The 12981-nt window shown below is 62.6% G+C and carries 10 protein-coding genes; 8 read left to right on the forward strand and 2 right to left on the reverse strand.

Going from position 1 to position 12981, the window contains the following annotated elements; all coding sequences use genetic code 11:
• The first annotated feature begins 6 nt into the window (after positions 1-6).
• The 6 genes from cydB to HALAL_RS0111185 all read left to right on the forward strand — a co-directional run bounded on the left by cydB (position 7) and on the right by HALAL_RS0111185 (position 7489).
• On the forward strand, positions 7-1002 hold the full coding sequence (cydB, locus tag HALAL_RS0111165; RefSeq protein WP_025274091.1) for a cytochrome d ubiquinol oxidase subunit II: 996 nt from the start codon (positions 7-9) through the stop codon (positions 1000-1002).
• Positions 999-2663 carry a thiol reductant ABC exporter subunit CydD gene (cydD, locus tag HALAL_RS16895; protein ID WP_035534506.1) on the forward strand — a complete coding sequence of 555 codons (1665 nt, stop codon included), beginning with the start codon at positions 999-1001 and terminating at the stop codon, positions 2661-2663. Before cydB ends, cydD begins: the two co-directional genes overlap by 4 nt.
• On the forward strand, positions 2660-4387 hold the full coding sequence (gene cydC / locus HALAL_RS16900; protein WP_169732440.1) for a thiol reductant ABC exporter subunit CydC: 1728 nt from the start codon (positions 2660-2662) through the stop codon (positions 4385-4387). The genes cydD and cydC overlap by 4 nt, the downstream gene beginning before the upstream one ends.
• A gap of 223 nt (positions 4388-4610) precedes the next feature.
• A complete protein-coding gene (locus HALAL_RS0111175; RefSeq protein WP_025274092.1) occupies positions 4611-5906 on the forward strand; it encodes a sensor histidine kinase in 1296 nt (431 codons plus the stop codon).
• Positions 5907-5985: 79 nt separating this feature from the next.
• A complete protein-coding gene (locus HALAL_RS0111180; protein WP_025274093.1) occupies positions 5986-6633 on the forward strand; it encodes a response regulator in 648 nt (215 codons plus the stop codon).
• A gap of 130 nt (positions 6634-6763) precedes the next feature.
• Positions 6764-7489: an LPXTG cell wall anchor domain-containing protein gene (locus HALAL_RS0111185; protein ID WP_025274094.1), complete on the forward strand. Its 726-nt coding sequence runs from the start codon at positions 6764-6766 to the stop codon at positions 7487-7489.
• Positions 7490-7504: 15 nt separating this feature from the next.
• Here HALAL_RS0111185 and HALAL_RS0111190 read toward each other — a convergent pair whose 3' ends face one another.
• Positions 7505-8842, reverse strand: a complete 1338-nt coding sequence (locus HALAL_RS0111190; protein ID WP_025274095.1) for a cellulase family glycosylhydrolase — start codon at positions 8840-8842, stop codon at positions 7505-7507.
• 193 nt (positions 8843-9035) lie between these two features.
• Between HALAL_RS0111190 and HALAL_RS0111195 the strand changes: the two genes are divergently transcribed.
• Both HALAL_RS0111195 and HALAL_RS0111200 read left to right on the forward strand, forming a co-directional pair.
• Positions 9036-9584: a hypothetical protein gene (locus tag HALAL_RS0111195; RefSeq protein WP_156937709.1), complete on the forward strand. Its 549-nt coding sequence runs from the start codon at positions 9036-9038 to the stop codon at positions 9582-9584.
• Between the two features lie 156 nt (positions 9585-9740).
• Positions 9741-10703: an acyl-CoA desaturase gene (locus HALAL_RS0111200; RefSeq protein WP_025274097.1), complete on the forward strand. Its 963-nt coding sequence runs from the start codon at positions 9741-9743 to the stop codon at positions 10701-10703.
• A 94-nt stretch (positions 10704-10797) separates the two neighbouring features.
• Here HALAL_RS0111200 and HALAL_RS0111205 read toward each other — a convergent pair whose 3' ends face one another.
• A complete protein-coding gene (locus tag HALAL_RS0111205) occupies positions 10798-12858 on the reverse strand; it encodes a M3 family metallopeptidase (RefSeq protein ID WP_025274098.1) in 2061 nt (686 codons plus the stop codon).
• Positions 12859-12981 lie beyond the last annotated feature (123 nt).

The following is a 12981-nucleotide window of genomic DNA, read 5'->3' on the forward strand; positions in this document are numbered from 1 at the left end:
CTCTAGATGGATTTGACAACGATCTGGTTTCTCGCCATAGCGATCCTCTTCACCGGATACTTCGTCCTGGAAGGCTTCGACTTCGGCGTCGGCATGCTGCTTCCCGTCCTCGGCCGTGACGATCGCGAGCGCCGCCTGGCGATCAACACCATCGGCCCGGTATGGGACGGGAACGAAACCTGGGTAATCACCGCCGGTGGAGCCATGTTCGCGGCGTTCCCGGTGTGGTACTCGAGCTTGTTCAGCGGATTCTATCTGCTGTTGTTCCTGATTCTCATCGCACTGATCGTACGCGGAGTGGCCTTCGAATACCGTGCGAAGGGCAAGACCGAACGATGGAAGGCCACCTGGGATCGCTCGATCTTCTGGTGTTCCCTGGCAGCAAGTCTCCTGTGGGGAATGGTCGTCGGCAACATGGTGTACGGAGTGGCGCTGGACGCCGACCACTATTACGTCGGATCGTTCTGGGAGCTGTTCAACCTTCCGGCACTACTGGGCGCGGCCACCTTCGTTCTACTCTTCGCGGGTCACGGCGCGACCTTCCTGTCACTGAAAACCAAGGGCGAGTTCTCACAGCGGGCCCACTCCCTGGCATGGAAGTTGTCCACCGTAGGAGCACTTCCGGCCGCGGTTTGGCTGGTGTGGATGCAGACCCACAGTGGCTCGGTACTGTCGGGCGTCTTCATCGCCGTCGCCGTTGCCTCTCTGCTCACGTCCATCGTGTGCAACCTGATCGGCAGGGACGGATTCTCCTTCAGTTTCACCGCCGCGACCATCGCATTCGCCTCCGCCGGGCTGTTCGCCGCCCTGTGGCCCAACGTCATGCCCTCCACGATTCAGCCGTCCTACTCCTTGACCCACGAGAACGCGGCGGCGACCGAACTGACGCTGACGATCATGAGTTGGGCGGGAGCGATATTCCTCCCGGTCGTTCTGCTCTATCAAGGCTGGACCTACTGGGTGTTCCGCAAGCGCATGAGCGTGGAGAACATACCCGCATGACGACGACGGAAGCACCGCGCTCGCGCGGTATCGACCGGAGGTTGTTGCGGTATACGGTGGGCACCCGACGCTACATCGTACTCTCTGCGCTGTTGGGCGTCGCCACGACCGCCTGCATTATCGCCGGTGCCTGGTTGATCGCGACCATAGTGGCAGGAGTGTTCGCGGGTAACGAGAGCTTCGGCGACGTCTCCGATTCACTGCTCGCCTTGGCGCTGGTTTTGATCGCTCGGGCCTTGGTGACGTCCGTACAGGAAAGTGCGGCACAGGCGTCGTCGTCGAGGGTGAAACGGGACCTGCGTTCCCGTGTGTTGACGTCGTTGGCGGACAATCCCAACGACGGGCGCAACTCCGGAGAGACGGCGAACCTGCTGGTGCGAGGAATCGAGGCCCTGGACGCCTACTTTTCCCGGTACATACCGCAGTTGGTGCTGGCGACGCTCGTTCCCCTGACGATCGTGGCGACGCTGGCGTGGGTCGACATGACCTCGGCGATCGTGGTGATGGTGACCCTACCGCTGATCCCGGTGTTCGGCATACTGATCGGGCTCTACACGAACACCAAGGCGGAAAAACAGTGGAAGACCACCGCCTTGCTGGCTCGCCGCTTTACCGACCTGGTCGCCGGCCTGCCAACGCTCAAGGCCTTCGGGCGGGCCGAACGGCAGTCGCGCCATCTGGAAGAGACGACGGCGACCTATCGCAAGCGCACCATGGGGCTCCTGCGCGTCGCGTTCATGTCCGCCTTGGCGCTGGAGTTGGCGGCGTCACTGTCGGTGGCTATTGTGGCCGTCCAAATCGGAATACGTTTGATCGAAGGAAATCTGACCGGAGTCGAGGGACTGACCCTGGCGCTGTTCGTCCTCATCCTGGCACCGGAGGCGTACCTTCCCCTCCGACAAGTGGGCGTGCACTACCACGCCAGTGCCGAGGGACTGGCCGCCGCCGATGACCTGTTTCAGACCATGTCGCCGGAACGCACGCCCGGCCACGAAACTCAGAAAACCAGGCCGGTACCGGCAGCACCGCCGAACCGGGCCCCGCTGATCCACATCGATCGGGCGGTCTTCGCTTACCCGGGACGAGAACCGCTTCCCGAACTGTCCGTCACGATTCGCGGCGGGGCACTGACGGTGTTGACCGCTCCCTCGGGTGCGGGAAAATCCACCCTGTTCGCGGCCCTCCTGGGCTTCCGTTCACCGCAATCCGGACGGATCACGGTCGGCCAACGCCGCCTGGAGACGATGGACCTGTCGCAGTGGCGCGGCCGGGTCGCCTGGATGCCACAGAGGCCGGTCCTCATCGACGGGACCGTCGCCGACAACGTGCGACTGGCCGTGGCGGAAGAGACGAGTGACGCGCGGGTCGCCACGGTTCTGGAACGCGCCCAGGCGCCGGAAGCCGACCGTCTGGTCGCCGCCACGGGAACGGGCGTCAGTGCCGGGGAAGCGGCCCGCATCGCATTGGCCCGCCTTTTTCTGCGTACCGACGTTGTCGATCCGGACGTTCTCCTGCTCGATGAACCGACCGCCCATCTCGACCCCGATACCGAATCCACCGTTTTGGAGGCGTTGACCGAGTACACGCGCGGCCGAACGACCGTCGTCGCGTCGCACCGTCCGGCGCTCGCCGCCCTGGCAGATCGTGAGGTCACCTGGTGAGAAAAAGACTTGGTTTGTCCGTCCTGTTGGGTACGGTCGCCCAGCTCAGTGCGATCGCATTGATCGCACTGTCGGCGTATCTGATTTCCCGCGCCTGGCAACAGCCGCCGATCCTGCACCTCATGGTCGTGATCACCTCGGTGCGGCTCTTCGGCACCAGTCGAGGCGTTTTTCGTTATGCCGAACGGGTCGTCAGCCACGACACGGCGTTTCGGGGGATGGAGAAACTGCGGGTGGCCATGTGGCGGAAGTTGGTCCGCCTCGCGCCCGCTCCCGTGCAGCGATCGGGACGTGCGCGGTCGACCGGTGAACGAGAGCCCTCTCTCTGGCGCAACGGCGATGTGCAGACCCGCCTCATCGACGACGTGGACGGCGTCGGGCAGCGCTGGATACGTGGCCCGCTGCCGGTCATCACGACGTTGTTGACCATGGCCGCCGCGATCGCCGTTCAGTTCGTCATCTATCCACCCGCGGGTTGGATCATGGCGGCCGCCGCGACCGGCGCGGCGGTGCTCGCTCCGGCGATGGCCGCGCTTTCGGACCGCTCCGGAGCCCGGGCCACGGCTCGGGCGCGCGCCGACCTGACCGCTGACGTACAGGCTTTTCTGGCCGGACGCGAGGAACTCGTCGCCGCTGGAACGGCCTCTCGTGCCTTGCGCGCGATGGAGCACACGCAACGCGGCCTGTCCAAGGCGGAGACGAAGACGGCATGGACGGCGGGGCTCGCCGGTGGAAGCGTGTGGATCGCCATGGCGGTCGCCGTGGTCGGTGGTCTGTACGTTGCCGTTCCCGCCGTCGAATCCGGTCGATTGCCGGGTGTGGAGCTGGCCGTTCTCGCCCTCACGCCACTGGCCGCGTTCGAAAGCCTGCAGGCGCTCCCGCAGGCGGTCCAGGAGGCGGCTAAATCCCGTGCGAGCGGACGGCGCTTGCGGGACGTTTCCGAGTCGCCGATACCTCGACCCGACCCGGTCGACCCGATGGACGTGCCGGTCGACCCCTCCTCCGGGCCGCCCTGTCTGGAGGCGAAGAATCTACAACTGACCTGGCCGGGAGCCTCTCACTCCGCGGTGCGGGGATTGACCTTTACCGTGCGTCCGGGGGAGCATATCGGAATTCACGGCCCGTCGGGAGCGGGTAAGTCGAGCCTGGCCGCCGCGCTGGCGGGCTTCGTCGCCTATCAGGGGAGCCTTCGTATCGGAGGGATCGAGTATTCGGAGCTGACCGGGGACGCCGTGCGGGAGAACGTCGCATTGTGCAGTCAGGAGGCGTACGTCTTCGACGCCACGGTGGCCGAGAATCTCAAAATCGCTCGACCGGAGGCCTCGGTCGCCGAGCTGGAACGTACCCTGCGCTGGGCGGGTCTACGTGACTGGTACGAGCAACTCGAGTCTGGACTCGACACCAGGCTGGGCGAATTCGGTAAGGAGATCTCGGGAGGAGAAAAGGGACGGATCGCCTTGGCGCGGGCGTTTCTGGCCGACCGTGAGATCGTCGTCATCGACGAGTTGGACGCTCACCTCGACGCCGCTTTGGCACGTCGGGTGTTGCGGACGGCCGTCGCGGCCTTGGAGGGTAAAACCGCGATCATCATCAGCCACCGACCGTTCCCCACAGGGGTCGTGGATCGGGTGCTGGAGCTGTCGCGGCCGGACGAAACGGTACGCCTGACTCAGAACCGGAGTAGTAGTGACCTTTCGCTCCCGGCGGCAGGAACGACGCGGTGACCAAGGCGCCCGTCACGTTGCGCCTCTGCCTCCGATTCCCTTCAATCAGGCACATGAACAGTGTAAGTATTACTCTACTATTCTATAGTTAGAAATAATAACTACTAGATTGTATTTATTAACAATCAAGTGGTTATTATCGTCTTAAGATTACCCTCGGTGGCCTGCCTGTCATCCGGCCTGCCTCGAACTGGATTTTCAGACGAGTTACTACCATTGAAGTGTGTTCAAACTGAAGCCGCGCATTCACGCCCACCTGAGCTTTATCGCCGCGACCCTGGCGTTGCTGGTGAGCTCCGTACTTGGAGTGGTGTTGATCGCCATTGCCCTGGTATCGGGAGTTTTGGTGCTGTTTTGGGTGGGCATACCGCTGACCCTGGCCACCTTCGCGGCAGTACGAGAATGGTCGGATTGGCATCGTCGTCTGTTCAGCCTGGTCTTCGACCTCGACATCGCCAGTCCCTACCAAGAGCCGACCGCGCGGTCCTGGGACCGGCGCCTGCTGGACCGGGTGAAACAGGCCGCGACCTGGCGAGACGCCGCGTGGCTGGGAATCAATTCAACGCTGGGTTTTCTGGTCTACGCCACTTTGCTCGCCATTTTGGTGTCCGGACTCTATTTGACCGTACATCCGATGGTGAACCTCGTCGTCGACGGAGGCCTGGCCGGGCTGGATCGTTGGGGACTGGGCGCCGACCATCCGTGGCGATCGCTCCTCACCGTTCCCGTCGGGCTCCTGCTTATCGCCAGTTGGTTGCATTGGGGGCGCCGCTTGGTGGCCTGGTATTCCCGTATCGCCGCCCTGCTCCTCGGTCCGACGCGAGCGATGCGCTTGGCACGTCGTGTCAACGAGCTCAGCAGGTCTCGTGCCGACACGGTGGAGGCGGCGGCCGCCGAACTGCGTCGCATCGAACGCGATCTCCACGATGGGGCTCAAGCTCGCTTGGTGGCATTGGCGTTGAACCTGGGAATGGCCGAACAGATCGTTCTGAACGATCCCAAACAAGCGCGGACGATGGTACTCGAGGCTCGACAGGAAACCCAGTCGGTATTGGCCGAGATACGTGATCTGGTCCGGGGCATCTATCCACCCGTGTTGGCCGACCGTGGACTTTCCGGCGCGCTGGAAGAGGTCGCCCTCGAGCACCCCCTGCCGGCGACCCTCATCGACCGGGCGCAAGTGTCCCTGCCGCTGCCGTTGGAGTCGGCGGTGTACTTCGCCGTCAATGAACTGCTCACGAATGTGACGAAGTATTCCCGTGCCACCGAAGTCTCCCTAACCGCCGATGTCACCGATACCGGCTACCGACTGGAGGTCACCGACAACGGGATCGGCGGTGCGGAAATGAATCCGGGCGGAGGGCTGGAAGGGATACAGCGCCGTTTGGAGGCGTTCGACGGGGAATTTCGGATTGCCAGTCCTGACGGGGGTCCGACCACCATGACGCTGGACGTGCCCTGTACCGAGATGAAACGTTGCACGGATGCGGAGCGCGCCGGCAGCGAGTCGGCGCGCTAAACTGCCCATTCGAGGGCGGCGCGGGTGAGGCGAGGGATTCACCGCATCGATCGTAAAAATCAAGAACGGGAGTACTGTCGTGAAGGTAGTTCTGGCGGAAGACAATTCCCTGCTGCGCGAAGGGCTGATTCGCCTTCTGGAGGCGCACGACTGTGAGGTGTGTGCGGCCGTCGCCGATGGGGACGCCCTCGCCGCGGCGCTCCTGGAACACCGTCCCGATGTGGCGGTGGTGGATATCCGTATGCCTCCTACTTACACGGACGAGGGGCTTCGCGCGGTGGTGTCGGCGCGTGACAGCCTGCCCAGTCTTCCCGTCCTGGTGCTGTCGCAATACGTCGAACAGCTGTACGCCCGCGAACTGTTGCGTGACGGCAGGGGAGCGGTCGGGTACCTCTTGAAAGACCGTGTCGCCGACGTCGAGGAATTCATTACCGCCTTGCAGCGCGTGGCCTCGGGAGGAACCGCGATGGATCCGGAGGTCATTGCCGGATTGCTCGGGGGACAAAGTAATCGGCTCGATGCGCTCACCGCTCGTGAACAAGAGGTTCTGGCGCTCATGGCCGAAGGGCGCTCCAATGCCGCGATCGCCGCGGAACTGCACGTATCGGAAAAGGCCGTCGGTAAGCATTCGGCGAGTTTGTTTCGAAAACTGGATTTGAACCAGTCGGAGGACGACAATCGGCGAGTTCTCGCGGTCCTGGCCTATCTCGACGGGCGAACGGCCTGACTCCGGTCACCTCGGGATAGTGGTGATGCCGCGAGCATTCCGCACCATGGTAGTCTGCGGTATCAATTCGAGAATTATTTTTTTCTCACTGTATTTTTTTGATTTCACACTGTCATCGAGGAGGATAGTCGTGTCCCCAAAGGCCGGATTCCGCTGGGCGGCAGGTGCCCTATTCGCAGCGATCGTCGCCGCTCCTTCGGCTGCGCCGGCGGAAGAGACCACTACGATTTCTATTCAGGACGATCATCGTGGAGTTGAGGCCGCCGATTTCGGTGATCAGCTGTGCGACGCCAACCAAGGTGGCGGCCCGTACGTCGGTGAGGACGTCTGGGTTTTCAACCTTCCCGGAGGTAAGCGCGACTTCATCAGCCTTACCGTCACGTTCGATACCGGTGCCGGAGAGACCACGTTGACTCTCCCCGAAGACGGCACGATCATTGCCAACGGCGAAGGCCCGGGCAGTGGCACCAGCAAGGCTTGGGTGCGTACCGAGGCCGGATGGACCATCAGCGCCGCTGACGCCGAGGTGACCGAAACGTCCTCTCGCGGAAAGACCGGTGACTTCTTCGTCTTGACCCACACCTGTGCGGCCGACGATGACGGCGAGGTGCCGCCGGAAGAGTCCGACGACGGAAACGGCGGAGAGGAGTCCCCTGACGACGGTTCGGGTGACGGTTCTACCGACGACGGTTCCGAGAACAACGGTGCCGACGACGAGACGAGCCCGGCCGCCGAGTCGGGCGACGAACTCCCCACTACCGGGGCCGGTTTGACCTGGGCACTGGTGGCCGGTGCCGGACTTCTGTTGGCGGGCGGATCCGCACTGTTCTTCCTGCGCGTTCGTAAGGACGCCTAAGCGGACGGTTTGTCCTCAGGCGGTTATGGTGATGGTCGCCGGACCATCACCTGACTGCCATACCGACATGATTCGTCGGTCGTCGTTCCATTCCACCGAACACGAAGCACTGCACGTCACCTCCCCGCCTTCCGCGAAGTTCTCCGGTAGATAAAACTCGGTCGGTGCTTCGATGGACGCGTCTCTGTCGTAATCGAGAGACAGCCGCCCGTCGGGGTCATAGTCGACTGTAGAGGGAGTGCCGGCCACGGCACGTGGGTAGGCGCGGTCGAGGGTGTCGCTGAGCGGCTGGGCCGATCCTTCTTCGTCGTAGGGGCCCCAGGATCCGGGATCGCTGGACCAGTACGCCCATCCCATGCCGGTGTCATCGGTAATGTCCACAACGGATTCGACATAGTCAAGTGCGCCCGGTGCGGTCGCGTCCAATCCGAATTCTCCGAGAATTACCGGCGCGTCCAGCCGCTGTGCGGTTCGTAGGGTGTTGTCCGTCCACGTTTCGAGGGCCGAATCGATGGCCGCGGTGCTGTCGGAATAGTTGCTTCCCAAGTCCAAGGGCAGCGGATACAGGTGGGGTGCGTATCCGATACGAGCACGTCCCTCCCTGGGGTCGTCGAATCGCGGCAGGGAGGTGGACATACCCCAATTCACCCCGACTGCTTGGGGCTCAACAAAGATCCAGCTGTCCTCGTCGGATTCGCGAATGGTGTCGATGCTGCGTCGATAGAGTTCGGCGAGTGGTCCGGTTTCGAATTCCGTGGCCTGAAGGGTTCCACCCCATGGTTCGTTCATAATGTCGTAGGCGATCACGGCCTCCGTATCGGCGAAGTAGTCGGCGACCGAACCCCAGGCATCGGCATAGTGGTCCATGAGGCCGTCGTCGCCCGAAGTGGTGGCCCAGAAGTTGTCAAAGGAGCGGATGACTCCGGGTTCGAGATAGTACAGTTCCCATTGCTCCAGGTCCGTATTGACCGGTAGTCCGTCGGGGTGTGTGGCCCACTCGGGTGCGCCGTTTCCGGCGACCCGGGTGCTGTTGGTATAGGGCGAATACAAGTCCTGGTGCATGTCCAGCATGACGTGATAACCCCGGTCGGCGTACCACTCGACGCGCTCGGCAACGGCGGCGAGGTAGTCCTCGTCGATGACGCCCGGTTCGGGTTCGACGGCCTGCCATTGCAGTAGATACCGCACGAAATTGGTGCCCATGTCGGCGTACTCCCGCTCGACGTCCTCTTCGGTGAGTTCGGGGAGGCCGTTGGCGCGCTTGGCCGAAGCGGCGGTATTGAATCCGTGCAGAATGAGAGAACGTCCGAATTCGTCTGTCAGATAACGACTTGCGCCGTCATTGGTCGTCATCGTGCGCACCAGCCCTCCTGTGATACCTACCGACAATGTGGTAAGTATGAGAAGTATCGACAGAAATGCGAGTGGGCGTCGGGTGCGTAGGCGGTGGAACGTCGTCATGAGTGCGGCCTGCTTTCTAGGTATGTCGGCCCGCGTGCCGGCTGGGGCACTCGCAATGAACAGTCAACTATATATAGGGATATGCATGCTAAAGGATATTATATCGCGGATTGTGCGCAATGGGGCCGCCGTGGGATCCGCGCTGACGGCAGCACTCCTCTTCATTATCGTCGGCAGCGGTTGGTTTCAGACCGCCGTTTATGCGCGGGGCGGTTATCTTGTTCCCCTAGAGGCTCTGGGGCTCCCCAACGACCTCCCGGCCCTGCGGATCTTGCCGTTGGGATACACCCCGCCGTTCGTGATGCTCATGAACACCGTCCTTGCCTTGGGAGTCGTGGTGTTCCTTGCCGTGTGGACGCATCTTTACACCCGGCGCCACCGGGAGGCATCGGGGATTCAGCTTGGATTCGCCGTCTTCCGAGGCACGGTTGTCGCTCTGATCATCGTCAACACCGTGCGGGTCACGGCCCACAGTTTCCTCGGTGCCGGGACGCTGGAACATTACCTGTATCAGGTGGTGGGCTCGTGGATACTGGCGTGTGTGTTCGGGTTCCTGGCGGCTGTTCCGATTGCCGGAGGCGCCGTCTTCGGTCGTGAATTGTCACGCCCGTCGCGGACCTTCGACGAGAACTGATCCACAACCGTCTGAACAGCGGCCCTAGATAAATGGTAGGCCTAGCCCTACCTCGCGGAGTGGGTCCACCCTACGAAAAAGACGGGTATCGTCCCCAATGACTTTGGGCGTGAACAGGAGGAACATTGGTGTTGTCAACGAGAGATGGGAAGATCAATGACGACACTGACAGAAGCACCCGCACCTCCCGCCCCACGTCGAAAAGCCAAACCGGTCTTGGGGGAGCGGCGTAACCTCTGGCACCAGAGCCTGGTGTATCTCTTTCTGCTCGTGCCTACCGCCGCGCTGGTAGCCTCCATTCCCCTCGCCTGGAGCGCCGGATGGCTGACACCTTTGGACGCGGTCTTGGCGGTCGCCTTCTTCTTCTTGACCGGTCACGGTGTGACCTTTTCGTACCACCGTATGTTGACCCACGGATCCTTCAAGGCCAATCGGCCGATCAAGATCATCTCGACCATTCTGGCCAGCATGACCGTGCAGGGTAATGCGATCGGGTGGGTTGCCGACCACCGTCGCCACCACGCCTTTTCCGATAAGGAAGGCGATCCGCACTCCCCATGGTTGTATGGAAACGGACCGTGGGCCCTGGTGAAGGGGTTCTGGCACTCCCACATGGGCTGGATGTTCCAACGGGACAACACCACCAACATCGAACGCTACGCGCCCGATCTGCAGCGTGACAAAGACATCGTCTGGATCTCCAAGTACTTTTGGCTGTGGACGATCCTGACCTTCCTGCTGCCGGCCGCCATCGGTGGTCTGGCGACCATGTCGTGGATGGGCGCACTCACCGCCTTCTTCTGGGCCGGTGTGGTTCGCGTGGCCGTTCTACACCACACCACGTGGTCCACCAACTCGATTTGTCACATGATCGGGGAACGCCCCTTCAAGGCCCGTGACAAGGCCGCCAACTTCTGGCCGCTCGCCATCGTGTCCTTCGGCGAGTCCTGGCACAATATGCACCACGCCGATCCGACCTCCGCTCGACACGGAGTGAAGCGTGGCCAGCTTGACACCACGGCGCGCATCATCTGGATCTGCGAGAAGTTCGGCTGGGTGAGCAATGTGAAATGGCCGAGCGCCGAACGGCTGTCCAAACTGGAAAAGGAAGCCGCCTAAGCGGGTCTGAACACCGCGAAGAAATCCAAGCCGTGTGGCCGGGGAGCGTGATTGCTCCCCGGCCACACGGCTGTTCGGCGTGGTTGAGTCGATGCTAGTCGAGGCCGTGCCGCCGCAGAAGCGGCTCGAGTTCGGCGGGCCGTCCCCGGAATTTGACGTACGACTCCAGCGGCGGTACCGACCCGCCCTTACTGAGCAGTTCGGCGCGGAAGCGGTCGCCGTTGGCGCGATTGAGGCCGCCGTTGTCCTTGAACCATTCGACCGTGTCGGCGTCGAGGATCTCGGACCAGATATAGGAGTAGTATCCGGCGGCGTAACCTCCGGTGAAGGTGTGCGCGAAATACCCGGAACGGTACCGAGGCGCGATTTCCTCCATGTCGAGGCCGATATCGCGCAATGCCCGTTTTTCGAATTCCTCGACGACCTCGGCCGCGTCGCGACCTTCGGCCTGGGGAACCTCTTCGGGAGTCAAACGGTGCCAGACCTGATCCAAGAGGGCGGCGGCCAGATACTCGACCTTGGCGAAGCCGTGGCCGAACTCGGTGGAGGCCTTCCACTTGTTCAGTAGGTCCGTATCGGCCGCTTGGCCCGTCCGGTGATGCTTGACGTAGTTGGCGCGCACCTCCGGCCAGTGAATCCACATCTCATTGACTTGAGAGGGATACTCCACGAAGTCGCGCGGTACGGAGGTCCCCGAGGTCTGGGGAAAACGGCAGCGCGAGAAGAGGCCGTGCAGTGCGTGCCCGAACTCGTGGAAGAGGGTGCGAACGTTGTCGGGTGTGACCAGGGCGGGCTGTCCCTCCGCAGGTTTGACGATATTGAGGTTGTTCATGATGACCGGGGTGTCGCCGGTCAGGTCCGACTGCTTGACCAAGGGGTTCATCCAGGCTCCGCCGCGTTTGGAGTCCCGCGTGAAGTAATCGGCGCAAAACAGGCCCAGGACCGATCCGTCGGAGTCGCGTACCTCCCAGATACGGACGTCGTCGTGGTAGGCGACCAGGTCCGGGCGTTCGTGGAAGGCAAGTCCGTATTCTTTCTCGGCGGCGTAGAACACGCCGTCGCGGATGACGGTGTCGAGCTCCAGGTACGGTGTCAGGTCGTCGGGGTCGAAGCCGTACTCGGCGGCCTTGACCTGCTGGGCGTAGTACTTCCAATCCCACGCCTGTAGGGTGAAGTCCTCGCCGGAGTCCTGGATCGCCTGCTGCAGGCGATCGGCTTCAGCACGAGCGTTGCGCATGGCGGCGGGAACCATGGCGGTCAGTCGATCCCACACCGCGCTCCCGCTACCGGCGGTAGCGTCGTCGGCGACGAAGTCGGCGTAGTCGTCGTATCCCATGAGGCGCGCGACGCGTGCCCGCAGTCGTACGATCTCCAAGATCGCTTCGGCGTTGGCTTTACCGCGATTGACCGACGATTCCCAGACACGGCGGCGCACGTCGCGATGTCCCAGTTCCTCCAGGGCCGGCGTGGCACTGTACATCTGCATGCCAATGAGATAGCCGTCCTCGCCGCGTTCCTTGGCGGCCGCGCGCGCGGCGGCGATACCGGCTTCGCTGAGGCCCTCCAGCTCGGCGGGGTCGGATACGACCACGGCCGCGTCGTTGATGTCGGTGCGGACCTGTCGGCTGAATCCGGCGTGCAGTTCCGCCAGACGACCGTTGATCTCCTTGAGCTCGGCGCGGTCGGCTTCGTCCAGGGCGGCACCTGCCCGCCGAAAACGCGTGCGGTAGCGCTCCAGCAGGTAGAGCTCCTGTTCATCGTAATTGTGGCTGTCACGGTTCTGCCAGAGTTTCTCGATGCGATCGTAGAGTCGGCCGTCGAGAAAGATCGCGTCGTTGTGGGCGGCGAGTCGCGGGCTGAAGTCCGCTTCGACGGTTTCTCGGTCAGGATTGGTGTCGGCCGCGTTGACAGTGTAGAAGGCAAACTGAGTACGGCTCAGAATCCCGGTGTGCAGGGCTTTCTCCAAGGCGACGACGGTGTTGTCGAAGTCGGGCTCGGCCGTTTGCTCGGCGATCGCTGCGACGGCACGCGCCTGTTCTTCCATACCCTTCTCGAAGCCCTCACGGTAATGGGCGTCGGTGATCTGGTCGAAGGGCGGGATTTGGAAGGGGCGTGGCGACGGTTCCAGAAGTGGATTGGTGGGAGTGGCGGACATGATTCTCCGTTTCCGTTCCTCGCCGTCAGAGTGGACGACACATCATTCTGTGCGCATCGGCCGCTGACGGTGTCCAACGCCGGTGATGAGGCTGGCCTCCCGGCGTCGAATTGACGTTCGATT

It is taken from the genome of Haloglycomyces albus DSM 45210 (assembly GCF_000527155.1).
Lineage (GTDB): Bacteria > Actinomycetota > Actinomycetes > Mycobacteriales > Micromonosporaceae > Haloglycomyces > Haloglycomyces albus.

Excerpts from the sequence above, each read along its gene's own strand:
- cydB (WP_025274091.1), top strand. The coding sequence starts at position 7 with ATGGATTTGACAACGATCTGGTTTCTCGCCATAGCGATCCTCTTCACC.
- cydD (WP_035534506.1), top strand. The coding sequence starts at position 999 with ATGACGACGACGGAAGCACCGCGCTCGCGCGGTATCGACCGGAGGTTG.
- HALAL_RS0111190 (WP_025274095.1), bottom strand. The coding sequence starts at position 8,842 with ATGACGACCAATGACGGCGCAAGTCGTTATCTGACAGACGAATTCGGA.
- HALAL_RS0111195 (WP_156937709.1), top strand. The coding sequence starts at position 9,036 with ATGCTAAAGGATATTATATCGCGGATTGTGCGCAATGGGGCCGCCGTG.
- HALAL_RS0111200 (WP_025274097.1), top strand. The coding sequence starts at position 9,741 with ATGACGACACTGACAGAAGCACCCGCACCTCCCGCCCCACGTCGAAAA.
- HALAL_RS0111205 (WP_025274098.1), bottom strand. The coding sequence starts at position 12,858 with ATGTCCGCCACTCCCACCAATCCACTTCTGGAACCGTCGCCACGCCCC.